Annotated in this window: 27 protein-coding genes; 13 read left to right on the top strand and 14 right to left on the bottom strand. The window is 64.3% G+C overall.

Going from position 1 to position 23,319, the window contains the following annotated elements; translation table 11 throughout:
* Nucleotides 1–80: 80 nt before the first annotated feature.
* Genes puuE through EP237_RS01160 form a run of 3 tightly spaced genes read left to right on the top strand, consistent with a single transcriptional unit; the run spans nucleotide 81 to nucleotide 3,430 of the window.
* The gene (gene puuE / locus EP237_RS01170) at nucleotides 81–1,493 is read left to right on the top strand and encodes an allantoinase PuuE (RefSeq protein ID WP_127557253.1); all 1,413 of its coding nucleotides are present in this window, start codon (nucleotides 81–83) and stop codon (nucleotides 1,491–1,493) included.
* Nucleotides 1,490–1,978 (top strand): ureidoglycolate lyase, encoded by a 489-nt coding sequence (locus EP237_RS01165; RefSeq protein ID WP_127557251.1) that lies wholly within the window; start codon nucleotides 1,490–1,492, stop codon nucleotides 1,976–1,978. Before puuE ends, EP237_RS01165 begins: the two co-directional genes overlap by 4 nt.
* A gap of 54 nt (nucleotides 1,979–2,032) precedes the next feature.
* Nucleotides 2,033–3,430: a uracil-xanthine permease family protein gene (locus EP237_RS01160; RefSeq protein ID WP_127557249.1), complete on the top strand. Its 1,398-nt coding sequence runs from the start codon at nucleotides 2,033–2,035 to the stop codon at nucleotides 3,428–3,430.
* Between the two features lie 114 nt (nucleotides 3,431–3,544).
* Here EP237_RS01160 and EP237_RS01155 read toward each other — a convergent pair whose 3' ends face one another.
* The 4 genes from EP237_RS01155 to EP237_RS01140 form a co-directional block, all read right to left on the bottom strand.
* A complete protein-coding gene (locus EP237_RS01155) occupies nucleotides 3,545–4,366 on the bottom strand; it encodes a bifunctional allantoicase/(S)-ureidoglycine aminohydrolase (RefSeq protein WP_127557247.1) in 822 nt (273 codons plus the stop codon).
* Between the two features lie 133 nt (nucleotides 4,367–4,499).
* On the bottom strand, nucleotides 4,500–5,135 hold the full coding sequence (ureG, locus tag EP237_RS01150) for an urease accessory protein UreG (RefSeq protein ID WP_164744598.1): 636 nt from the start codon (nucleotides 5,133–5,135) through the stop codon (nucleotides 4,500–4,502).
* Nucleotides 5,129–5,809 carry an urease accessory protein UreF gene (locus EP237_RS01145; RefSeq protein WP_420812493.1) on the bottom strand — a complete coding sequence of 227 codons (681 nt, stop codon included), beginning with the start codon at nucleotides 5,807–5,809 and terminating at the stop codon, nucleotides 5,129–5,131. The genes ureG and EP237_RS01145 overlap by 7 nt, the downstream gene beginning before the upstream one ends.
* Complete coding sequence (locus EP237_RS01140) at nucleotides 5,778–6,248, bottom strand: urease accessory protein UreE (RefSeq protein WP_127557243.1); 471 nt, start codon at nucleotides 6,246–6,248, stop codon at nucleotides 5,778–5,780. The genes EP237_RS01145 and EP237_RS01140 overlap by 32 nt, the downstream gene beginning before the upstream one ends.
* Before the next feature lie 80 nt (nucleotides 6,249–6,328).
* Between EP237_RS01140 and EP237_RS01135 the strand changes: the two genes are divergently transcribed.
* Nucleotides 6,329–6,658, top strand: coding sequence for a hypothetical protein (locus EP237_RS01135; protein WP_127557240.1), 330 nt, complete (start codon nucleotides 6,329–6,331; stop codon nucleotides 6,656–6,658).
* Nucleotides 6,659–6,670: 12 nt separating this feature from the next.
* On the opposite strand, the gene ureC is transcribed toward EP237_RS01135, so the two are convergent.
* The 7 genes from ureC to EP237_RS01105 all read right to left on the bottom strand — a co-directional run bounded on the left by ureC (nucleotide 6,671) and on the right by EP237_RS01105 (nucleotide 11,439).
* Nucleotides 6,671–8,383 carry an urease subunit alpha gene (gene ureC / locus EP237_RS01130; protein ID WP_127557238.1) on the bottom strand — a complete coding sequence of 571 codons (1,713 nt, stop codon included), beginning with the start codon at nucleotides 8,381–8,383 and terminating at the stop codon, nucleotides 6,671–6,673.
* Between the two features lie 26 nt (nucleotides 8,384–8,409).
* Complete coding sequence (locus tag EP237_RS01125) at nucleotides 8,410–8,805, bottom strand: carboxymuconolactone decarboxylase family protein (protein ID WP_127557236.1); 396 nt, start codon at nucleotides 8,803–8,805, stop codon at nucleotides 8,410–8,412.
* Nucleotides 8,805–9,110: an urease subunit beta gene (locus tag EP237_RS01120; protein WP_127557234.1), complete on the bottom strand. Its 306-nt coding sequence runs from the start codon at nucleotides 9,108–9,110 to the stop codon at nucleotides 8,805–8,807. The genes EP237_RS01125 and EP237_RS01120 overlap by 1 nt, the downstream gene beginning before the upstream one ends.
* On the bottom strand, nucleotides 9,107–9,271 hold the full coding sequence (locus EP237_RS22995; protein WP_164744581.1) for a hypothetical protein: 165 nt from the start codon (nucleotides 9,269–9,271) through the stop codon (nucleotides 9,107–9,109). Before EP237_RS22995 ends, EP237_RS01120 begins: the two co-directional genes overlap by 4 nt.
* 12 nt (nucleotides 9,272–9,283) lie before the next feature.
* Nucleotides 9,284–9,586 carry an urease subunit gamma gene (locus EP237_RS01115; protein ID WP_127557232.1) on the bottom strand — a complete coding sequence of 101 codons (303 nt, stop codon included), beginning with the start codon at nucleotides 9,584–9,586 and terminating at the stop codon, nucleotides 9,284–9,286.
* 1 nt (nucleotide 9,587) lies between these two features.
* Nucleotides 9,588–10,442, bottom strand: coding sequence for an urease accessory protein UreD (locus tag EP237_RS01110; protein ID WP_240661427.1), 855 nt, complete (start codon nucleotides 10,440–10,442; stop codon nucleotides 9,588–9,590).
* A 130-nt stretch (nucleotides 10,443–10,572) separates the two neighbouring features.
* Entirely contained in the window at nucleotides 10,573–11,439 is an 867-nt protein-coding gene (locus EP237_RS01105; protein ID WP_127557228.1) for a MurR/RpiR family transcriptional regulator, read from the bottom strand.
* A gap of 153 nt (nucleotides 11,440–11,592) precedes the next feature.
* Between EP237_RS01105 and EP237_RS01100 the strand changes: the two genes are divergently transcribed.
* The 9 genes from EP237_RS01100 to EP237_RS01060 all read left to right on the top strand — a co-directional run bounded on the left by EP237_RS01100 (nucleotide 11,593) and on the right by EP237_RS01060 (nucleotide 20,637).
* Nucleotides 11,593–12,384 (top strand): N-formylglutamate amidohydrolase, encoded by a 792-nt coding sequence (locus EP237_RS01100; RefSeq protein WP_127557226.1) that lies wholly within the window; start codon nucleotides 11,593–11,595, stop codon nucleotides 12,382–12,384.
* Entirely contained in the window at nucleotides 12,377–12,973 is a 597-nt protein-coding gene (locus EP237_RS01095; protein ID WP_127557224.1) for a TRAP transporter small permease subunit, read from the top strand. Before EP237_RS01100 ends, EP237_RS01095 begins: the two co-directional genes overlap by 8 nt.
* Nucleotides 12,973–14,295, top strand: coding sequence for a TRAP transporter large permease (locus tag EP237_RS01090; protein ID WP_127557222.1), 1,323 nt, complete (start codon nucleotides 12,973–12,975; stop codon nucleotides 14,293–14,295). The genes EP237_RS01095 and EP237_RS01090 overlap by 1 nt, the downstream gene beginning before the upstream one ends.
* Nucleotides 14,296–14,344: 49 nt before the next feature.
* Complete coding sequence (locus EP237_RS01085) at nucleotides 14,345–15,379, top strand: TRAP transporter substrate-binding protein (protein ID WP_127557220.1); 1,035 nt, start codon at nucleotides 14,345–14,347, stop codon at nucleotides 15,377–15,379.
* A 63-nt stretch (nucleotides 15,380–15,442) separates the two neighbouring features.
* The gene (locus tag EP237_RS01080; RefSeq protein WP_127557218.1) at nucleotides 15,443–16,804 is read left to right on the top strand and encodes a glutamine synthetase family protein; all 1,362 of its coding nucleotides are present in this window, start codon (nucleotides 15,443–15,445) and stop codon (nucleotides 16,802–16,804) included.
* A gap of 29 nt (nucleotides 16,805–16,833) precedes the next feature.
* The gene (locus EP237_RS01075) at nucleotides 16,834–17,190 is read left to right on the top strand and encodes a YybH family protein (protein WP_127557216.1); all 357 of its coding nucleotides are present in this window, start codon (nucleotides 16,834–16,836) and stop codon (nucleotides 17,188–17,190) included.
* A gap of 15 nt (nucleotides 17,191–17,205) precedes the next feature.
* On the top strand, nucleotides 17,206–18,585 hold the full coding sequence (locus EP237_RS01070) for an aldehyde dehydrogenase family protein (protein ID WP_127557214.1): 1,380 nt from the start codon (nucleotides 17,206–17,208) through the stop codon (nucleotides 18,583–18,585).
* The gene (locus tag EP237_RS01065) at nucleotides 18,582–19,727 is read left to right on the top strand and encodes an iron-containing alcohol dehydrogenase (RefSeq protein ID WP_127557212.1); all 1,146 of its coding nucleotides are present in this window, start codon (nucleotides 18,582–18,584) and stop codon (nucleotides 19,725–19,727) included. Before EP237_RS01070 ends, EP237_RS01065 begins: the two co-directional genes overlap by 4 nt.
* 82 nt (nucleotides 19,728–19,809) lie before the next feature.
* Entirely contained in the window at nucleotides 19,810–20,637 is an 828-nt protein-coding gene (locus EP237_RS01060) for an alpha/beta hydrolase (protein WP_127557210.1), read from the top strand.
* 108 nt (nucleotides 20,638–20,745) lie between these two features.
* Here the strand turns inward: EP237_RS01060 and modC are convergent, their stop codons facing one another.
* Genes modC through modA form a run of 3 tightly spaced genes read right to left on the bottom strand, consistent with a single transcriptional unit; the run spans nucleotide 20,746 to nucleotide 23,250 of the window.
* Nucleotides 20,746–21,831: a molybdenum ABC transporter ATP-binding protein gene (modC, locus tag EP237_RS01055; RefSeq protein WP_127557208.1), complete on the bottom strand. Its 1,086-nt coding sequence runs from the start codon at nucleotides 21,829–21,831 to the stop codon at nucleotides 20,746–20,748.
* A complete protein-coding gene (modB, locus tag EP237_RS01050) occupies nucleotides 21,828–22,520 on the bottom strand; it encodes a molybdate ABC transporter permease subunit (protein ID WP_127557206.1) in 693 nt (230 codons plus the stop codon). The genes modC and modB overlap by 4 nt, the downstream gene beginning before the upstream one ends.
* Before the next feature lie 4 nt (nucleotides 22,521–22,524).
* A complete protein-coding gene (gene modA / locus EP237_RS01045; RefSeq protein ID WP_338068124.1) occupies nucleotides 22,525–23,250 on the bottom strand; it encodes a molybdate ABC transporter substrate-binding protein in 726 nt (241 codons plus the stop codon).
* Between the last annotated feature and the right edge of the window lie 69 nt (nucleotides 23,251–23,319).

Genomic DNA, 23,319 nt, shown 5'->3' with positions numbered 1-23,319 from the left:
CAGCAGTTTCAAAAATCTCCAGAAAGTCAAAAGGCATTCCCTAATCTATGGTGACAAAAACGCGACGAGGACAGACACCCGTGACACGCTACCCCAGAGACATGCGCGGCCATGGCCCCGACGCGCCCGATCCGAGATGGCCGGGTGGCGCGAAGATCGCCGTGCAGATTGTCCTGAATTATGAGGAAGGCGGCGAGAACTGCATCCTGCATGGGGATGCCGCGTCAGAGGCGTTCCTGTCGGAGATCGTCGGCGCCGCGCAATGGCCGGGCCAGCGGCACTGGAACATGGAGTCGATCTATGAATACGGCGCGCGCGCCGGGTTCTGGCGGCTGCACCGGCTGTTTACCGGCATGGACATCCCCCTGACCGTCTATGGCGTCGCCACCGCCCTGGCCCGCAGCCCCGAACAGGTGCGTGCCATGCAACTGGCCGGGTGGGAGATCGCCAGTCACGGGCTCAAATGGGTCGAACACAAGGACATGCCCGAGGAGGAGGAGCGCGCCCAGATCGCCGAGGCCATCCGCCTGCATACGGAAGTGACGGGCGAGCGTCCGCGCGGCTGGTATACGGGGCGCTGTTCGGTCAACACAGTCGCCTTGGCCGCCGAGGCCGGGATGGACTATATCTCCGACACCTATGCCGACGACCTGCCCTATTGGGTGAAGATCGCCGACCGCGATCAGCTGATCATCCCCTACACGCTCGACTGCAACGACATGCGGTTCGCCACGCCGCAGGGGTTCAACTCGGGCGACCAGTTCTTTGCCTATCTCAAGGACAGCTTCGATGCACTTTATGCCGAGGGAGAGGCCGGTCAGGCCAAGATGCTGTCCATCGGGTTGCATTGCCGTCTGATCGGCCGCCCGGGCCGGGTCATGGCGCTGAAACGCTTCCTCGACTATGCCGCCGGGCACGAAGGCGTCTGGTTCCCCCGCCGTATCGACATTGCCGACCACTGGGCGCGGGAGCATCCGCCGGTGGAGCGGCCCCTGCCCTCGCAAATGAGCTGCGAAGACTTCGTCGTGGCCTATGGTGGGATTTTCGAGCATTCCCCCTGGATCGCGGAACGGGCCTGGGGGCTGGAGCTTGGCCCGGCCCATGACTGCGCCGCAGGCGTCCACAACGCGCTTTCCCGCGCCTTCCGCACGGCAAGCGAGGAGGAACGGCTCGGCGTGCTGCGCGCCCACCCCGATCTGGCCGGAAAGCTGGCAGCGGCGGGCAGGCTGACGGCGGAATCGACCTCCGAACAGGCAGGCGCGGGGCTCAACATGCTGACGGATGAGGAGCGGGCGGACTTCACCCGGCTCAACACGGCCTATGTGGACAAGCACGGCTTCCCCTTCATCATCGCGGTGCGCGACCACGACAAGGCCTCGATCCGCGCGGCCTTTGAGCGGCGCATCGGCAATGACACCGAGACCGAATTCGCCGAGGCCTGCCGACAGGTCGAACGCATCGCGGAATTTCGCCTGATGGATATCTTGCCGTGACCACGCTGACCCCACGCCCCCTGACGCAAGCGGATTTCGCGGCCTTCGGGGAGGTGATCGAGCTGAAGGACGTGCCCGACAAGATCATCAATCAAGGCATGTGCGGGCGGCACCACGACCTGGCGCAGCTCGACTTCGCGGATGGCCGTGCCGGGATCAGCCTTTTCGACGCCGAGGCGCGGCACCTGCCCTGCGAGGTTGCGCTTGTGGAACGTCATCCTCTCGGAAGCCAGGCGTTCATTCCGATGTCCGGGACGCCTTTTCTTGTCGTCGTGGCTGAGGATGACGGCGGAACCCCCGTCAACATTCAGGCTTTCATCACCCATCCCCGCCAGTCCGTGAACCTCCATCGCGGTGTCTGGCACGGGGTGCTCTGCCCGCTAGGGGAACGCGGGCTCTACGCCGTGGTCGATCGGATCGGCCCCGGCAACAACCTGGAGGAGCATTGGTTCGACACACCGCTGATCGTCGGCCCGATGTCCTGAACCCGCCGTCAAGAGCGGGAATTTCGGCACCATCCAACAAAAGGGAAACGAGAGATGGCTGACACGTCAATCGGGACCGCAGAACAACTGCGCGATCCCAACTATACTCCGCCGCTGGCCAAGGCTGTGCCACTCGGCATCCAGCATGTGCTGGCGATGTTCGTCTCGAACGTCACACCGGCAATCATCGTCTGCGGCGCGGCCGGCTTCGGCTTCGGGTCGAACTCGCCCGATTTTCCGCAGATGATCTACATGATCCAGATGTCGATGTTCTTCGCCGGCATTGCCACGCTGATCCAGACCATCGGGATCGGCCCCGTGGGCGCGCGGCTGCCGATCGTACAGGGCACGTCCTTTGCCTTCATCCCGATCATGATCCCGCTGGTCGCGGGCCAGGGCGTTGATGCCATTGCCGTGCTGATGGGCGGCATTCTGGTGGGCGGCCTGTTCCATGCCTGCCTCGGGCTCTTCATCGGCAAGATCCGCTTTGCGCTGCCGCCGCTGGTCACGGGCCTTGTGGTCACGATGATCGGTCTGGCACTGGTCAAGGTCGGCATCCAATATGCCGCAGGCGGCGTGCCCGCCATCGGGACCGAAGAATACGGGTCGCTTCAGAACTGGACGGTTGCGGGCGTGGTGATCATTGTCACACTCGGTCTCAAGTTCTTCACCCGGGGCATGCTGTCCGTATCTGCAGTGCTGCTCGGGCTGATTGCTGGCTATGTCGTGGCCATGGCCATGGGTATGGTCAATTTCGGAGGCATCGGCCGCGCAGCCAGCTTCGCGCTGCCCAACCCGCTGCATTTCGGGCTGGAATTCAGCGTCGCCGCCATCATCGGATTCTGCCTGATGAGCTTTGTTTCGGCGGTCGAAACCGTGGGTGACGTCAGCGGCATCACCAAGGGGGGTGCGGGACGCGAGGCGACCGATACCGAGATCCAGGGTGCAACCTTCGCTGACGGGATCGGCACGGCAGTGTCCGGTCTGTTCGGAGCGCTGCCGAACACCTCGTTCAGCCAGAATGTGGGCCTCATCGCCATGACCGGTGTCATGAGCCGCCATGTGGTGACCATCGGGGCGATCTTCCTGATTGCCTGCGGCCTGGTGCCCAAGATCGGCGCGGCCATATCGACGGTGCCGATCGAAGTGCTTGGCGGCGGCGTGATCGTCATGTTCGGCATGGTGGTCGCGGCGGGTGTCTCGATGCTGTCGGACGTAAACTGGAACCGCCGCAACATGGTGATCTTCGCGATTGCCCTGTCGCTCGGGCTCGGCCTGCAACTGGAACCGGATGCGCTGCAATATCTGCCCGCCACGCTGAAGGTTCTGGCCACCTCCGGCATCCTGCCGGCCGCCCTGATCGCCATCGTACTGAACCTTGTCCTTCCGCAGGAACTGGCTGCGGAGGCAACGGAAGAGGTCTCGGGAGGCATGTCCGGTCACGGTCGCTGAACCACAGGACCAGGGCAAACGAAAAGGGCCGCACCTGGCAACGGGCGCGGCCCAATTTTCTTGCAAGAAAATTGAAAGGATCTTGCAAGATCCTTCCACCGCAACGCTCAGATGTCAGAGCACAGCGTGACGGTTCACGTCCTTGTAGAGAAGGTAACGGAACGGTCCCGGACCGCCAGCATAGCAAGCCTGCGGGCAGAAGGCGCGCAGCCACATGAAGTCGCCCGCCTCGACCTCGACCCAGTCCCGATTCAGCCGGTAGGCGCCCTTGCCTTCCAGCACGTAGAGCCCGTGTTCCATAACGTGGGTTTCAAGGAAGGGAATGACCGCCCCGGGTTGCAGCGTCACGATGGTGACGTGCATGTCATGGCGCAGATCGTCATGATCCATGAAGCGCGTCGTGGCCCAGGCCCCGTCCGTGTCCGGCATGACATTGGGCGCTATCGCCGCCTCGTTCGCCACCACGAACGGCTCCGGCAGCCCCAGCCCGTCCACCGGCTGGTAGGCCTTGCGAATCCAGTGGAACCGGGCCGGCACCCCCGCCATGGCTCGCAGGCGCCACTCGGTACCGGCAGGAACAAAGGCAAATCCGCCAGCGCCGATCTCGTAATCCGTCCCGGCAATACTGATCGCCAGATGACCTTCCATGACGAAAATGGCGGCTTCCGCGCGGGGATCCGTCTCGGGCCGGTCGCTGCCACCGCCCGGCTGTACCTCCGCAACATATTGCGAGAAGGTCTCGGAAAATCCGGACATGGGGCGCGCGATCACCCAGAAGCGCGACTGTTCCCAGAACGGCAATTGCGATGTGACGATGTCAGAGAAGCAGCCGCGCGGGATGACCGCGTAGGCCTCGGTGAACACGGCCCGATCCGTCAGCAGTTGCGTTTGCGGCGGCAAGCCGCCCGTGGGGGCATGGTAGGTACGGGGGGGCATTCTGGGCAGGCTCCGGTCAGGACAGTCAGATCCCATCAAACCCGAAGCCCGGCCCCCGCACCACCGTCAAATGCGCCCTGTCTTGGCTGAAGGTATCCGTGGCAGAAGCTGATAATCCAACCCTTGACCCCGGTCAGGCCCCGGCAGCTTCCCGCATGGGCAGCCCGCCGATCCGCGCAATCTGATCGACAACCGCGTCCACGCCCTTGCGATGTTTGAGCTGCGCAAACAGAAACGGTCGTCCGGCCCGCATCCGGGTGGCGTCACGCTCCATCACCTCAAGGCTCGCCCCAACGTAAGGCGCCAGATCGGTCTTGTTGATGATCAGAAGATCCGACTTCGTGATCGCGGGCCCGCCCTTGCGCGGGATCTCCTCTCCTGCCGCCACGTCGATGACGTAAAGCGTGATATCGGCCAGTTCCGGGCTGAACGTGGCCGACAGGTTGTCGCCCCCGCTTTCGATCAGCACCACGTCGAGATCGGGAATGCGCGCGGTCAGCTCGGCGATGGCGGCTAGGTTGATCGAGGCATCCTCGCGGATCGCCGTATGCGGGCAGCCGCCGGTTTCGACGCCCATGATCCGTTCCTGCGGCAGGACCTGCAGGCGCATCAGCGCTTCGGCGTCCTCCTGCGTGTAGATGTCGTTGGTGATGGCGGCGATGGACCAGCGGTCGCGCATCGCCTCGCACAGCGCGGCGGTGAGCGTGGTCTTGCCGGCGCCGACAGGGCCGCCGATGCCGACGCGAAGGGGGCCGTACATGCTCATGATCGGAAGATCCTCGAATACAGGGTTTCATGGCGCATCGACGCGATATCGGCCAGGAAGGCACAGCTGCCGATACCGTCGAGCGTGTCTTGCAGGGCCTCGGCGGCGATCGCGGGGCAAAGCCGCGACAGCCGCGCCAGCGCCGCCTGCCCCTCGGTCTGGCCCAGGGGCACGATGCGGATCGCGGCGGAGGTCAGGTTCGCGGCGAAGGCATGCAGGTAGAGCGTGGCGACGGTGTCCAGCGGCAAGCCCATAAGCCGTGCCGCCCGGCCCACGGCGACGGGATAGGTCAGATCCGGCAGGTCCCCGCCCCAGATCGCGCGGGTGGTCTGCGCGAAGGATTGGCCCTGCTGCACGGTTTCCAGAAGCCGTTCCTTCGACGGGGCCAGCGCGCGGGCAAGCGCGTCGATCCCCGTCAGCGCCGGGGCGTCGGCGTCATGGGCCGCCCCCAGAAGGGTGACATCGGTGCGCGGGCTGCCAAGGGTCAGCACCTCGCCGATCCACGCCTCTGCACTGGCGGCATCGCTGACGCGCCCCTCGGCCACCGCCTGTTCCAGCCCGTGCGAATAGGCATACGCCCCGACCGGGTAGGCGGGCGAAAACCATTGCGTTAGGGTCAGAAGGGTCGCGGCGTCGGTCATCGGGTCAATGGGCGTGGTCGTGGGCGGTGTGGCCATGGTCATGGCTATGGGTACGCCCGTGGCCATAGGCCCCGCCCTCGGGGGTGAAGGGTTCGAGAACCTCGCGCGTCGTGGCCCCGAGCCGGGCCAGCATGTCGGCGATCACATGATCGGGCTGGATCAGCAGCCGCCCGGACTCGATCTGGCAGGGCGTATGACGGTTGCCCACGTGCCAGGCGATGCGGGTCAGATCGGGCGCGGTGATTTCCAGAAGCGGCTCGGGCGCGGCCTCTATGGCGATCTCGCCCTCGGGCGTGACCAGCACCCCGCCATGATCGAGCGAGGTTGTCTTGGGCAGATCCACCAGCAAGGCCCGGCCATCTGTCAGGCTCAGCACCCTGCGGCGCAGGAAACGCCCTTCGTAGTCGAGCCGGACGGTGCCGACGGGCGTGGCATGGGCATGGCCGTGATAGGCGGTGGCGGTGAGGTCGGTCATGTAGGGAACTCCGAAAAAGCAGGGCGCAGGGCCCGCGGGCGGTTAACCGGGCGTTCATCTTCGCGTGACAGGATGCCCGCATGAACAGAAGCCACCCGACACCGCGCGACCTCGCCGATGCGCTTGGCGCGGTCCGCGAAGACATCAAAGCGCTCAAGCAGCGGGAGGCGGAATTGCGCACCGCCCTGCTCGATGCGCGCTCCAACGGGCCGGTCGCGGGCAGCCGTTTCGTGGTGACGGTTCGCGAAAGCAGCCGGCGCAGCATCGACATGGACGCCCTGCCCGACGCCATTCACCGCGACGACAGATATTGGAAAATCAGCACGACGCGGACGGTTGTGACCAAGCCCCTTCCTAGACAGGGGCCGGTCCCGCAGGAGGAGGACATCGAACTGATCGAACCCTGGTGACATCCGCGCCCCTCAGAACAGGAAATAGCGCTGCGCCATGGGCAGCACTTCGGCGGGCTGGCAGGTCAGCAACTCGCCATCGGCGCGCACCTCGTAGGTTTCGGGGTGCACTTCCACCTGCGGCAGCGCGTCGTTCAGCCGAAGATCGCGCTTGCCGATCCCGCGGGTGTTGGCCACCGGCAGCGTGTCCTTGGCCAGCCCGAGCGTCCGACCAATCCCGTCTTCTTGCGCGGCGGCGGAGACGAAGGTGACGGCAGAACGTTCCACCGACCGGCCATAGGCCCCGAACATGGGCCGCGTGTAGACCGGCTGCGGCGTGGGGATCGAGGCGTTGGGGTCGCCCATCTGCGCCACGGCGATGGTGCCACCAAGCAGCACCATCTCGGGCTTCACCCCGAAGAACGCAGGCGACCACAGCACGAGGTCCGCGCGCTTGCCTTCCTCGACGCTGCCCAAATGAGCGCTGATCCCGTGGGCGATCGCCGGGTTGATCGTGTACTTCGCCACGTAGCGCCGGACGCGGAAATTGTCGTTCTGGCCGGTCTCGTCGGCCAGCCGCCCGCGCTGTTTCTTCATCTTGTCGGCGGTTTGCCAGGTGCGGATCAGGACCTCGCCCACCCGACCCATGGCCTGGCTGTCCGACGCGATGATCGAGAACGCCCCCATGTCGTGCAGGATGTCCTCGGCGGCGATGGTTTCGCGCCGGATGCGGCTTTCGGCGAAGGCCACGTCTTCGGGGATCGACTTGTCGAGATGGTGACAGACCATGAGCATATCGAGATGCTCTTCCAGCGTGTTCACCGTGAAGGGTCGCGTTGGATTGGTGGACGAGGGCAGCACGTGCTCCTCGCCGCAGATCCGGATGATGTCGGGCGCGTGACCGCCGCCCGCGCCCTCGGTGTGGAAAGCGTGGATCGTGCGGCCCTTCATGGCCTTTACGGTGTTTTCCACGAAACCCGACTCGTTCAGCGTGTCGGTGTGGATCATCACTTGCACATCCATGGCATCGGCCACCGACAGGCAGCAGTCGATGGCACCGGGCGTCGTGCCCCAATCCTCGTGCAGCTTGAGACAAGAGGCGCCCGCCAGAACCTGTTCCTCCAGCGCGGCAGGAAGCGACGCATTGCCCTTGCCTGCGAAGGCGAGGTTCATCGGGAAGGCGTCGGCGGCCTGCAGCATCCGCCCGATATGCCACGGCCCCGGCGTGCAGGTGGTGGCGAGCGTGCCATGCGCAGGCCCGGTGCCGCCGCCGATCATGGTGGTCAGGCCCGAATGCAGCGCATCCTCGATCTGCTGCGGGCAGATGAAGTGGATGTGGCTGTCGATGCCCCCCGCGGTCAGGATACGCCCCTCGCCCGCGATGGCCTCGGTCCCCGGTCCGACGATAATGTTCACCCCCGGTTGTGTATCGGGGTTGCCCGCCTTGCCGATCTTGTGGATGCGCCCGTCCTTCAGGCCCACATCGGCCTTGTAGATCCCCGTCCAGTCCACGATCAGCGCGTTGGTGATCACGGTATCGACCGCGCCGTCTGCCCGCGTCGCCTGGCTTTGCCCCATGCCGTCGCGGATCACCTTGCCGCCGCCGAACTTGACCTCTTCGCCATAGGGGCCGGTCAGGTCACGCTCGACCTCGATGATCAGGTCGGTATCGGCAAGGCGCAGCCGGTCGCCCGTGGTGGGGCCGAACATGGCGGCATAGTCGCGGCGGGAAATCGTGGCGGGCATCGGGGGCTCCTAGATTGGACCGGTCGTCATGCGCGGAATGCCTCGTCCACGGGCACCTGCAGCATGTTGGCCAGCGCGTTGGTGCTGCTGGCCATGGCCACGACCGACATCAGTTCACTGTACATCTCGGGCGTCATCCCCTTGGCGCGGGCCGAGGCCGCGTGGGAATGACAGCAGTATTCGCAGGCATTGGCGGCCGAGACGGCGATATAGATCATCTCTTTCACCAGCGGGTCCAGCGCGCCGGGGCCCATGACGGGCTTCAACCCCTCCCACGTCGCCTTCAACTGCGCCGGGTTATGGGCCAGCGCGCGCCAGAAGTTATTGACGTAATCCGTGCCGCGTGTGGCGCGGATATCGGCGAAGACCGCCGCCGCCTCGGGCGTCAGCTGGTCGTCGGTCAGAAGGGGTAGTGTGGCCATCAAAGATCTCCCATCACCTGTTGGTTGAAGCCGAAGACGCGGCGTGCGCCCCCGATGGGGATGAGATTGACCTCGCGCCGCTGTCCCGGCTCGAACCGTACGGCGGTGCCGGCAGCAATGTCGAGCCTGCACCCGCGCGCGGCAGAGCGGTCGAAATCGAGTGCGCTGTTGGCCTCGGCGAAATGGTAGTGGCTGCCCACCTGAACGGGCCGGTCGCCGGTGTTGGCCACCATCAGCGTGATCGCCTCGCGCCCCTCGTTCAGAACCAGATCGCCCTCGGCTGGAAACAGCTCTCCGGGGATCATCGGCGGACCCGGCCGATCAGGTAGCCGCCCGCCAGCCCCGCCGCCAGCAGAAGCGCGCCCGCGAACCAGCCATTGGCCTCGTGCGGGTGCAGGTGGCCGCCCTCGTGGGCCTGCGCGGCGGTGGCGAGGATCAGGCCAAGACCCGGCAACAGGTATTTCATCGGTGGCTCCTTTCAGCGGATGGGGTTGTGGACGGTGACCAGCTTGGTGCCGTCAGGGAAGGTGGCCTCGACCTGCACTTCGTGGATCATCTCGGGGATGCCCTCCATGCACTGGTCGCGGGTGATCACATGGGCGCCCGCCTCCATCATGTCGGCGACGCTGCGCCCGTCGCGCGCGCCCTCGACCACGGCGTCGGTAATCAGGGCGATGGCTTCGGGGTAGTTCAACTTCACGCCGCGCGCCAAGCGCTTGCGGGCGACCTCGGCGGCCATGGCGATCAGCAGCTTGTCCTTTTCGCGGGGGGTCAGGTTCATGTCACAGCATCCATGTTCGGGGCAGATCCGCCCGGTGCAAAACGGTGATGACAGGGATCAGGCTGGCGCGCAGGGCGAAGCTGTCTTCGGCCAGAATGCGAATGAACAGCAGATCGGGGCGGATCAGGCTTGCCCCACCGGTTTCAGGCAGCAGATCGCGGACATCGCCCAGAAACGCCTCGGCCCCCGGCGCGGCGAAGATCACCGTTGCCAGTGCCGTCGCGCCGTGACCGGTGGCATGGCCCTGCATCTGCCGGGACACATCGCCGGTCAGCCGGGTGGCATCGGTGAAGAGGCGCGCGCCATCGCGGAAGATCTCGATCCGGTCAGAGAGGCGAATGTCGTGCAGAACCTCACCCATGGCGCGGCGCCCGAAGACCATGGGTTCCACGACCAAAAGGCTGGCGTCTCGGGCCATGTTCACCGACAGACGACGGCGCAGGCTACTTTGTTCGAACAGGATGGTTTCCTGCGGCAGCCAGTCGATGCGCCCGCCCGCCCCGATGGTCAGGCGCGTGTCCACGTATCCGGTTTCCCCGGGCTGCGCCCGGTAGATGCGTTCGGCGGCCTGCGTGGTCACGGTCAGGCACGCGGCGGGCTCTGCGTCGGCCTCAACGGCAAAGCGGTCGCCGCCCGTCACCCCGCCCGAGGTGTTCAGCAGCACCGCCTGCGGCCAGCTCGGCGTCTGTCGCGGGAACAGCACGCGCATCGACCCGGATTGCCGCAATCCGCGCAATCCTGACAGCCCGACGGTCAACCGCGCCGCGCCGATTGCCCTTGGCTGGCTTGCGACCCCGGACAGGTCTTGCGCTGATAGCGGCTTGTTGATGGGAGCCTCCGTCGGGTTGTCCGACACCAGAGGTGCCCTCTTCGACGCCGGAGTCGGAAGGCCGAGCATAAAATCCGGGCGTTTGCCCACAGATGGATGCTGAATGGTCGGGCGGTCTTGCCGGGAATGCCCAAAAAGCGGGCAGCGGACAGACGGATCAGGTGAACTTGCGGAACAGCCGGGTCATGTCGAAAAGCTCGTCCAGACGGTCGTAGCGGTCCTTTGTATCGGGCCAGCTTTTTTCCTGCGTGGCAGCGATCAGCGCCTCGACCAGCATCATGGTGGCGATGTTGGAATCCCAGGCCGACGGGATTTCCACCCAGCAATTGAACACCTGCCCCGCCACCTTGGCCACGGGCGAGGCCCATTGATCGGTGATCAGGATGATATTGACGCCGCGCGGGGCCACCAGATCGGCCAAGCGTTCCAGATTGGTTTCATAGCGGCGCACGTCGAACATCAACAGCGTATCGCCTTCGACCATGTCCAGCACGTAATGCGGCCATGTGGCGGAGGACGACGTCATATGCGTGACGCGCGGTCGAATCGCCTGGAAATGGGTGAAGGAATAGTCGGCCAAAGCCCGCGTGATCCGGCCCCCGACAACATAAAGCCGCCCGCTTGTATCGGCGAGCCGTTCAACCGCCGCATCGAACTTGGCGGTATCCACATTCTCGAATGTCTGGCCGATATTCTGCTGCACCGCCTCGGCGAACCGGTTCAGCATATGGGTGTCGGGGGCCGCAGCCGCCCATGTGGCGCGGCGCTGTGTGGGGCCGGATGCACGCGCCTCAAGCTCCTTCAACAGAGCCTGATGAAACTGCGGATATCCTTTGAACCCAAGCTTTTGCACCATCCGCGCCACCGTCGGCGTGGATACACCCGCATTGGCGGCCACCATGGTGATGGATGCCAGCCCGGCAGAGGGGTAATTTTCCAGCAGGGCATTGGCGAATTTGCGCTCTGACTGGGTCAGCAGGGAATAGTGTTCGCGGATCAGCTCCCGGACGGTCGTTGCGGCCATGACGTCCCTCCACCAGACAGGTTCTGCCGAAATCCCGGGCAGGTTGGCTGCAGTTCTTAGCAGTTGGCGCAGCCCGGTCCAAGCACTCTGGAAATATATTGACAGAAATGCTGCATAAGGAAACAATATTTACAGAACAGGGATGGAATCGGCATGTCTGCGGCACTCGACATGACAGCGAGCGATGCGGTTGAGGTGATCAATCGCGGGGGCACAGGCCCCGTCGTCTTGCTGTGTGAACATGCCTCGCATCACATTCCCGCACGCTATGACGGCCTTGGGCTGGCCCCGCAGGACCGGCAAAGCCATGCCGCCTGGGATCCCGGCGCGCTTGGCGTCGCGCGGGAATTATCCAACTTGCTGGATGCGCCGCTCGTGGCCAGCCGCGTGTCGCGGCTTGTCTACGACTGCAACCGCCCGCCCGAGGCCGCCAGCGCCATGCCCGCCCGGTCCGAAGCCATAGACGTGCCTGGAAATCATGGCCTTTCAGCCGATCAAAGGGCCGAGCGGGAAGCCACGGTATACCGCCCCTTCTGCGATGCGGTCGGGGAGGTTCTAGACGGTCGCCGTGTCAGCAAGTCTCCCACTGCGCTGGTGACCGTCCACAGCTTCACCCCGGTGTTTCACGGGCGTACTCGCGCTGTTGAGATCGGTATTCTTCACGACACCGACAGCCGCGTTGCCGATGCGATGCTGGACCATGCCTCCACCCTGCCCCACCGGCGTGTTGACCGCAATGAACCCTACGGCCCCGCCGATGGCGTCACCCATTCCCTGCGCCTGCACGGGATCGACCGGGGCCTGCCGAATGTGATGATCGAGATTCGCAACGACCTGCTGGCGAGTGACGCCGATCAAGCGGCGTTTGCCAAAGAAATTCACCTGCTGCTGATCCCCGCGCTTGCAGCTTTGGGCCTGACCGACCGGGAGGCCGGGAATGCCTAGAGCCATCCTCGCCTATATCCGCGCCATCGACCGGATGAACCGTTTCATCGGGCGCATCGCGATGTATCTGATCTTCGTCCTGATCGGTATTCTGCTGTGGAGCTCGATCTCCAAGACCTTCTTCAACCCGGCACAGTGGACGCTGGAAACCGCGCAATTCGTGATGGTGGCCTATTACATCCTTGGCGGACCCTATTCGATCCAGCTGGGATCGAATGTGCGGATGGACCTGTTCTACGGCAACTGGAGCCCGCGCACCAAAGCCTGGGTCGATGCCTTCACCGTGTTGTTCCTGATGTACTACCTCGTCGTGCTGTTCATCGGCGCGATCAGTTCCACCGCCTATGCGCTTGGCTATTTCGGGATGGAGCCCTTTACCTTCTTCCGCGATCTGGCCTGGGCGTTCCTGACCGGCGGCCCTGGTGGCGCGGCAGAGGAAATCGGCTTTCTCGAACGCAGCCCCACGGCGTGGCGTCCCATCCTGTGGCCCATCAAGGTCACGCTTTGCATCGGTGTCTTCCTCATGATCCTTCAGGCCTCGGCTGAGTTCTTCCGCGATATCGGCCGCATTCGCGGGGAGGATTTGTAATGTCCTATGAACTCATCGCCATCATGATGTTCAGCTCGATGATGCTGATGCTGTTCACCGGGCAGCGCGTGTTCGGGGCCATCGGCTTTGTCGCGGCGCTGTCGGGCGTTCTGCTTTGGGGTGTGGGCGGCATCGAGATTCCCTTCGCCAACGCGATGAAGCTGATGCGCTGGTATCCGTTGCTGACGCTGCCGATGTTCATCTTCATGGGCTACATCCTGTCGGAATCGAAGATCGCCGACGATCTTTACAAGATGTTCCATGTCTGGATGGGGCCGATCCGGGGCGGCTTGGCCATCGGCACGATCGGGCTGATGGTGCTGATCTCGGCGATGAACGGACTGTCGGTCGCGGGCATGGCCATCGGGGCCACCATCGCGCTACCGGAACTGCTGCGCAGGGGTTATGACAAGATCATGGTGACGGGGGTCATTCAGGCGGGATCGTCGCTCGGCATCCTGGTGCCGCCCTCGGTCGTGCTGGTGCTCTATGCGATGATCGCACGCCAACCGGTGGGGCAGCTGTGGCTGGCGGGCGTTCTGCCCGGCCTGATGATGGCCGCCATGTTCATCATCTACATTTATATCCGTTGCCGCATTCAGCCAGAGCTTGGCCCCGTCCTGCCGGAAGAAGAGCGCAACGTGCCCATGGCCGAAAAGCTGCGCCTGCTGCGCGCCGGGCTGCTGCCGCTGGTGATATTCGCCACGATGATGGTGCCCTTCGTCAATGGTTGGACCTCTTTGGTGGAAAGCTCTGCCATCGGGGCGCTGACCGCCTTCGTGGCCGCCGTGTTGAAAGGCCGGATGACGAAAGAGGTGTTCGAGACCTCGGTGCGCAATACGCTCGGCATCTCCTGCATGTTCATGTGGATCATCCTGGCGGCACTTGGCTTTGGCGCGATCTTCGACGGGCTTGGCGCGGTGAACGCGATTGAGAGCCTCTTCACCGAACAATGGGGACTGTCGCCTTGGATGATCCTCATCCTGATGCAGCTGAGCTTCATCGTGATGGGCACCTTTCTCGACGATACCGCGATGCTGGTGATCGTGGCACCGCTTTATGTGCCGCTGGTCGATGAACTGGGCTTCAACCTGATCTGGTACGGGGTGCTTTACACGATCACCACCCAGATCGCCTACATGACGCCACCCTTCGGCTATAATCTGTTCCTGATGCGCGCCATGGCCCCGCCCGAGATCGGCCTGCGCGACATCTACCGATCCATCATTCCCTTCGCGCTCGTGATGGTGCTGGCCCTGACGCTGGTCATGGTCTTCCCCCAGATCGCGCTGTGGCTGCCTGAATACGTTTACAACCGATAGCAAACAGACCCCGCGAACCGGGGCGACCCATCAACAAGGAGACCTGACAATGACCACAAGACGCAAGTTCCTCGCCACGGCGGGTGTCGGTGCGGCGGCGGCTGGCCTGGCTACCCCCGCAATTGCCCAGAACACCATCCGCTGGCGGATGCAGACCTATGCCGGGGCAGCCCTGGCCGAGCATGTGATCACCCCGGCGATCAACATGTTCAACCAGATCGCGGGCGACCGGATGCAGATCGAGCTGTTCTATGCCGATCAGCTGGTGCCCACGGGTGAGCTGTTCCGCGCCATGCAGCGCGGCACGATCGACGCGGTGCAGTCGGACGACGACTCCATGGCCTCGCCCACGGAAGTGACCGTCTTCGGCGGCTACTTCCCCTTCGCCTCGCGCTACTCGCTCGACGTGCCGGTGCTGTTCAACCAGTACGGGCTGAACGAGATCTGGGACGAGGCCTATTCGGCGGTCGGTGTGAAGCATATCTCTGCCGGTGCCTGGGACCCCTGCCATTTCGCCACCGTCGATCCGATCCGCAGCCTGGCCGATCTTCAGGGCAAGCGGGTCTTTACCTTCCCCACGGCGGGCCGCTTCCTGCAACAGTTCGGCGTGGTGCCGGTGACCCTGCCCTGGGAAGACATCGAAGTCGCGGTTCAGACGGGTGAGCTCGATGGCATCGCCTGGTCGGGCATCACCGAGGATTACACCGTCGGGTGGGCCAACGTGACCAACTACTTCCTGACCAACAACATCTCTGGCGCATGGGCCGGGTCGTTCTTCGCCAATATGGATCGCTGGAACGAACTGCCCGAAGACCTGCAGACCCTGTTCCGCGTCTGCTGTGACCAGTCGCACTATTACCGCCAGTGGTGGTACTGGGGCGGCGAGGCCGCGCTGCGTGTCCACGGAACTGACATGGAACTGACCTCGATCCCCGATGAGGAATGGGCAACGGTCGAGGCCGCTGCACAAGAGTTCTGGGAAGAGATCGCCGCCGAGTCGGAAACGAAACGGCGTGTGGTCGAAATCTTCCGGCAGTATAACGCGGATATGCAGGCCGCTGGCCGCCCCTACCGCTACACCTGATCATGATCCCGCCTCGGCCCCACACCGGGCCGGGGCACCCCCACTGCCTTACAGGAATACACCATGTCCGCCATCCTGAGCTTCGACACCCTGAAAGACCAAGTTGCAAACGGCTCGGTCGACACCGTGCTTGTCTGCGCGGTGGATATGCAGGGCCGCCTGATGGGCAAGCGCTTCCATGCCGTGAATTTCGTCGAAAGCGCGTGGAAGGAGACCCATTGCTGCAACTACCTGCTGGCCACCGATCTGGAGATGGCGACGCCCGATGGCTACGCCTCGACCAGCTGGCGGGCGGGCTATGGCGACTATGTGATGCAGCCGGACCTCAGCACCCTGCGCCCGGTGCCGTGGCTGGAGGGCACCGTCATGGTGCTGTGCGATCTTCTGGATCACCACACCCATGAGGACGTGCCCCACTCGCCCCGCGCGATCCTGAAGAAACAGGTCAAGCGGCTGGAGGCCATGAGCTATGACGCCATGATGGCGACCGAGATCGAGTTCTTCCTCTTCGAAAAGAGCTTTGACGAGATCCGCAAATCGGGCTTCCGCGAACTGCAGCCGATCAGCGGCTACAACGAGGATTACCACATCTTCCAGACCACCAAGGAAGAGCATGTGATGCGGCCGATCCGCAATCACCTCTATGCCGCGGGCATCCCTGTAGAAAACTCCAAGGGCGAGGCCGAAACCGGGCAGGAAGAGCTGAACATCCGCTATTCCGCGGCGCTAAACACCGCCGACAATCACACCATCGCCAAGAACGCGGTGAAGGAGATTGCCTGGCAGAACGGCCATGCGGTGACCTTCCTGCCCAAATGGCATCACGACAAGGTCGGCAGTTCCAGCCATGTGCACCAGTCGCTGTGGAAGGACGGCGCGCCGGTCTTCTACGATGAGAACGACCCGCTCGGCATGTCGCAGCTGATGAAGCACTACATGGCCGGGCTGATCAAATATGCCAGCGACTACACCTGTTTCCTGGCCCCCTATATCAACAGCTACAAACGCTTTCAGAAGGGCAGCTTCGCGCCGACCCGCACCGTCTGGTCGGTGGACAACCGCACTGCGGGCTTCCGCCTGTGTGGCGAGGGCAGCAAGGCGGTGCGCGTGGAATGCCGCATCGGCGGGTCCGACATGAACCCCTATCTGGCCATGGCCGCGATGCTGGCGGCTGGCATCAAGGGGATCGAGGACAAGCTGGAGCTTGAGGCACCCTTCAAGGGCGACGCCTATGAGGGCGACGTGGGCCACATCCCCGGCACCCTGCGCGACGCGGCAGAGACGCTGCGTAACTCCGCCATGCTGCGCGAGGCCATGGGCGATTGGGTGGTCGACCACTATACCCGCGCCGCCGAGGTGGAGATCGAGGATTTCGACCGCGTGGTGACCGACTACGAGGTCGCCCGCGGGTTCGAAAGGGCCTGACCTTGCAGGCGCGCGCGCTCTTTCAACCCGTGTTCGACCGCTACTTCGGCGCCTGTACCAGCCACGATGCCGGTGCCTGCGCGGCGGAGTATACGGCGGATGGTCAGGTCTTTTCTCCCTGCCGCGCCCCTGCGACAGGCTCTGCTGCGATCCGCGCTCTGCACGAAGACTGGTTCCAGATGGGCGACAGCAAGCGCGACGTATCCATCATGGATGCTCATGTCGACGGGCAGGTCGGATTCTGTTCGCTGGTCTTTTCCGTCGATATCGACTTCCCGGACGGCGTGACCGGGACCATTCTGGGGTCGAGCCTCAACACTCTGCTCAAGCAGCCTGATGGCAGCTGGAAAATCCGGCACACAAGCTTCAACACCTTCGGGGATTAACACGGACCTCAACCAATGAGCCTTCTCAAATGCATCTCGCCCATTGACGGATCGGTCTTTGCCGAACGCGCCACCCTTGAAGCCGGGGCCGCCCGCGCCCTGGTGGACCGCGCCCGCGCGGCGCAGGCCAATTGGGCCGCCCGGCCTCTGTCCGAGCGGGCTGAACTGGTCATGGCGGGCGTCGCCGCCGTCGGCGCAATGAATGACGAGATCGTGCCGGAACTGGCCCACATGATGGGCCGCCCCGTGCGCTACGGCGGCGAATTCGGCGGGTTCAACGAACGCGCCAGCCACATGGCCGCGATTGCCGAGGAGGCTCTGGCCGATATTGCCGTGGGCGAGGACGCCACGTTCAAACGCTATATCAAGCGGGTCCCGCATGGCGTCGTTTTCGTCGTGGCACCTTGGAACTACCCCTACATGACCGCGATCAACACCGTGGCGCCCGCGCTGATCGCGGGCAATACGGTAGTGCTGAAACACGCCACGCAGACGCTGCTGGTGGGCGAACGCATGGCCCGCGCCTTCCAGTCGGCGGGCGTGCCGGAGGATGTGTTCCTGAACGTCTTCCTCGACCACGACACGACATCGGCCCTGATCGCGGACGGGGCCTTCGACTTCGTCAATTTCACCGGCTCGGTCGGCGGCGGAAAGGCCATGGAACGCGCGGCGGCGGGGACGTTCACCGGCCTTGGGCTGGAACTGGGCGGCAAGGACCCCGGCTACGTGATGGAAGACGCCGATCTGGATGCCGCTGTGGCCACGCTGATTGACGGGGCCATGTTCAACTCCGGGCAATGCTGTTGCGGGATCGAGCGGATTTACGTCCACGAAAGCCTGTTCGACGCCTTCGTCGAAAAATCCGTGGCGTTGGTGAAAACCTACAAGCTCGGCAATCCGCTGGACCCGGACACCACGCTCGGCCCCATGGCCAACACCCGCTTCGCCGACGAGGTGCGCGCGCAGGTGGCAGAGGCCGTGGCGGCGGGCGCCATCGCCCATATCCCCACATTCGCGGAAGATGACGGCGGTGCCTACCTGACGCCGCAGATCCTGACCAATGTCACCCACGACATGCGCGTCATGCGCGACGAAAGCTTCGGCCCCGTCGTCGGCATCATGCCCGTGAAAGACGATGACGAGGCCATCGCGCTGATGAACGACAGCGAGTTTGGCCTGACCGCCAGCCTCTGGACCGCAGACATCGACCGGGCCATGGCCGTGGGCGACCGGGTGGAAACCGGCACCGTCTTCCTCAATCGCGCAGATTATCTCGACCCGGGCCTGTGCTGGACCGGCTGCAAGAACACCGGGCGCGGCGGTGGCCTGTCGGTCATCGGCTATCACAACCTGACCCGTCCCAAATCCTACCATCTCAAGAAGGTGACCAAATGAGTCTCACCGGAAACTGGTCCTACCCGACCGCGATCAAGTTCGGCGCAGGCCGTATTGCAGAACTGCCCCAAGCCTGCGCCCAAACTGGTATGAAACGCCCGCTTCTGGTCACCGACCGGGGCCTGCGCGATCTGCCGATCACCACGGCGACGCTGGATATCATGGAGGCCGCCGGGCTTGGCCGCGCGATCTTTGCCGATGTGGATCCGAACCCGAACGAGACAAATCTCGCCGCCGGGCTGGAGGTCTACAAGGCGGGCGGTCATGACGGGGTCATCGCCTTTGGCGGCGGCTCGGGGCTCGATCTGGGCAAGATGGTCGCCTTCATGTCGGGCCAGACCCGGCCCGTCTGGGACTACGAGGATATCGGCGACTGGTGGACGCGGGCCGATCCGGCGGGCATTGCCCCCATCGTCGCGGTGCCCACCACCGCCGGCACAGGCTCCGAGGTGGGGCGCGCCAGCGTCATCACCAATTCCGAAACCCATGTGAAGAAGATCATCTTCCACCCCAAGGTGCTGCCCTCGGTCGTCATCGCCGACCCGGAACTGACCATGGGCATGCCCAAGGCGATCACGGCGGGCACGGGGCTGGACGCTTTCGCCCATTGCGTCGAGGCCTATAGCAGCCCCCACTACCACCCGATGAGTCAAGGCATCGCGCTGGAAGGCATGCGGCTGGTGATCGACAACCTGCCCCGCGCCTATGCCGATGGCAGCGACCTTGAGGCCCGCGCCAACATGATGAGTGCCGCTGCCATGGGCGCGACCGCCTTCCAGAAGGGCCTTGGCGCGATCCATGCGCTGAGCCACCCCATCGGCGCGGTCTACGGCACCCATCACGGCACCACCAATGCCGTCTGCATGCCCGCCGTGCTGCGCCTCAATGCCCCTGCAATCGAGCAGCGCTTCGACCGCGCCGCCGCCTATCTGGGCATCGAGGGCGGCTTTGCCGGGTTCCAGACCTTCGTGCAGGCGTTCAACGACAGCCTTGGCATTCCGCGCACCCTGTCCGAAATGGGCGTCGGTCGCGACCGTATCGACGAACTGACGGCAATGGCCCTGGAAGACCCCTCCTGCGGCGGCAACCCGGTGCCCCTGACATCGGACAACGTGAAGGCGCTGTTCGAAGAGATCATCTGAGCGGCAGTTTTCCCGTTTGATCATTCCCCCGGGGCGGGTCTACTCTGCGCCCCGGGTTTCTTGTGACCATAGGACAACAGATATGACCAGCGCAGCACCGGACAGCGGAATCGACTGGGAAGATGCCTTCGCCAATGCCGACCACATCCCCGGCGGTGACGGCTTTCCAGCCATCTGGGAACAGCGCGCCCATGCCTTCCGCGACAGCTGGCCCCATGCGGAAACCGATATCGCCTATGGAGACGCCACGCGCGAACGGTTCGATCTGTTCCGGCCCGATGGTCTGACCAGAGGCCTCGTCGTCTTTGTCCATGGCGGCTACTGGATGCGGATGCACAAGGGACTGTATTCCGATCTTGCCGCGGGGCCCCTGGCACGCGGGTGGGCGGTGGCCATGCCGAGCTATACATTGGCCCCCGAGGCCAGGATCGCGGACATCACACGCCAGATCGGCGCGGCCATCTGCAAGGCCGCCACGATGGTCGACGGGCCGATCCGGTTGGGCGGGCATTCTGCTGGCGGGCATCTGGTGACACGGATGATCTGCGAAGGCGGACCATTGCCCACGTCGGTCAGCGACCGTATTGAACGCGTTGTCTCGATCAGCGGCGTCCACGACCTGCGCCCCGTGCGCCTGCATTCGATGAATGAGATATTGCAGATTGACGGGCCGGAGGCCGAGCGTGAAAGCCCGGTGTTGCTAGCCCCCTTGCCCGACAAATCCGTGACCTGCTGGACCGGCGCATTGGAGCGGCCGGAATTCCTGCGTCAATCGCAGATCCTGGCAGAGACCTGGGCCGGCAAGACAGACATGGGTCCTGCGGTCTACGATCCCGGTCGTCACCATTTCGATGTCATCGACGGGCTGAAACAGGCAGACCATCCCCTGACACAATCGCTGCTTGGCTGAGAGATCCCGGAAAAATCTTCCAGAAGATTTTTCTCGCAGGCAAGGAAGACTTTTCCAGAAAAGTCTTCATACCTTCGCCGCAAGATTTTTCCGGAAAAATCTTGTTGGCTAAAGCGCGCCGACATCTTCAGGCGCTATGGCCACCGTCTTGATCACCGCATGACAGGACGTTCCCGGCGCCAGCGAAAGCGATGCAACAGACCTGCGGGTGACCCTTGCCAGCACCACGCCTGCGGCAGTGTCGAGCGACAGGATGGCGCCGGGCCCGTCGCCTGCCCGGATATCCCGCACGGTCGCCGGCAGGATGTTCAATGCCGACAGCCCCTCTGGCCTTGCCCGCGATACAATCACGTCATGAGCTGCAATACGGATACGGGTGGCATGGCCCGGCGCTTGCGGAATGCGCGGCAGAAACAGCGGGCATCCCCCGGCCTCAAGCTCCGTCAACCCGTCGTCATGATGGGCAACCACCCTTGCCATCAGCAGCGCCCCGGCGGATCGCGCCCCGAGCGGGGTAACGGCAGGATCGGCCAGCACCTCGGCCGCGGCCCCCTGCCGGATCACCCGCCCGTTTTCAAGCGCCACCACCGTTGTCGCCAGCCGCGCCACCTCGGCTGCCGAATGACTGACATAGAGAATCGGAATTTCGACCTCATCGCGCAGCCGTTCCAGATAAGGCAGGATCTCGGCCTTGCGCGCCTCGTCCAGGGCGGCCAGCGGTTCATCCGCCACGATCAGCCGCGGCGCGGACAACAAGGCCCGACCGATTGCCACCCGCTGTTTTTCCCCGCCCGACAACGCTCCGGGACGGCGGGTCAGCAGATGCCCGATCCCAAGAAGATCGACCACATGCGCCATGTCCTCGATCTGCGCGCCCTTGGGGGCGAACCAGCGGCCATAGGCGAGGTTCTGGCGCACGGTCAGATGCGGAAACAACCGCCCCTCCTGAAAGACATAGCCGATCCGGCGCTTGTTCGGAGCCACCCACAGGCCCCGGTCGCTATCCATCAGCACCTGATCCCCGGCAACGATCCGCCCCCGGTCTGGCCGAAGCAGCCCTGCCACCGCATTGGCAATCGTGGTCTTGCCGGACCCGGACCGCCCGAACAGCACCGTTATTCCGAGCGGGGCGTCAAACTCCGCGTCCAGCAGAAACCCCGGCAAAGCGTGGCGAAGGGAGACCGACAGGGTCATGTGCCGGACACCCTTGCGGCAATCTTCCGCGCGATGACTTCCGAAAGAAGTAGCGCGGTCATGGCCACGGCGACCGATACCAGCACAAGCCGCATCGCCGCGTCTTCACCCCCCGGCACTTGCAGGAAAGCATAGATCGCGGAGGGCACGGTACGGGTCTGGCCGGGGATGTTGGACACGAAAGTAATCGTCGCGCCGAATTCCCCCATGGCTTTGGCAAAGGCCAGGATCGCGCCCGCGATGATGCCGGGCAGGATCATCGGCAAGGTCACGGTGGCAAAGACCCATAGGCGAGAGGCTCCAAGCGTGGCGGCCGCCTGTTCCAGCTTGGGATCCACGGCTTCGATCGACAGGCGAATGGCGCGCACCATCAGCGGAAAGGCCATGACAGCGGCGGCAAGCGCCGCGCCGGTCCAGCGGAAGGCAAGGACAATGCCTATCTCCTGCAGCGCCGATCCCACAGGCCCGCGCGTACCGAAGGTCAGGAGCAACAGGTAACCGGTGACCACCGGCGGCAGGATCAGCGGCAGGTGCACCAGCCCGTTGACCAAACCGTGCCCCGGAAACCGCCAGCGCGCCAGCGCATAGGCGGTAAAGATGCCAAGCGGCAGGCTGGCCAGCGTCGCCCAAAACGACACGCGCAGCGACAGGGCCACCGCCTGCCATTCCTCCGGTCCCAGCCAGTCCACCGGCCTAGTCCCCCAACACTGTGAAGCCCTCGGCTTCGAACACCGCGCGGGCATCGGGGCCTTGAAGGAAGGTCAGGAATCCCCCGGCCTCCTCTGCGGCTGGACCGTATAGCAGGGCGGCCGGATAGGTAATCGGCGGGTGGCTGTCCGGGGGGAATGTCGCGATCACGTGAACATCGGGATCGGCCCGGGCATCGGTGGCATAAACCACGCCAAGCGGGGCCTCGCCGAGCGCAACCAACGCCAGCGCCGCCCGGACATTGTCCGTCTCGACCACCTGCGTGGCCACCTGATCCCACAGTCCAAGCGTGTCCAGCGCCGTGCGTCCGTAGATCCCTGCGGGCACGGCCTGCGTCAACGCCATGGCCAGGCGACCGGGACCAAGCAGCGCAGACAAGTCCAGGTCAGCTGTCAGGTCGACATGGTCGGTTGGCTCATGCGCGACCAGCACAAGGCTGTTGCCCAACAGGTCAATTCGGCTGTCAGGGTCTATCAGATCCCCCGCCTGAAGAAGGTCCATCCAATCGGGGTTCGCGGAAAGGAAGATATCGGCAGGGGCGCCTAGCTGAATCTGACGTGCAAGGGCCGACGATCCCGCGAAGGAAAGCGCGATGTCCCCGCCTTCCGTTTCTTCATACTGCTCCGCAACCCGTGTCAGCGCTGTGGTCAGGCTGGCGGCGGCAAAGACCGTCACCGTTTCGGCCGCTGCCGGGGCAGCGGTCAGGACCATGGCCATCAAGGATAGTATGAAACAGACAAGGCGCACGGGTCTCGGTTGATGAGAGATCCCCTCCACGTT

Source organism: Nioella ostreopsis (assembly GCF_004000255.1).
In the GTDB taxonomy this organism is placed as follows: Bacteria; Pseudomonadota; Alphaproteobacteria; order Rhodobacterales; family Rhodobacteraceae; genus Nioella; species Nioella ostreopsis.
Note: the sequence above shows the minus strand (reverse complement) of the source record. Positions and strands in the feature narration are given on the sequence as shown.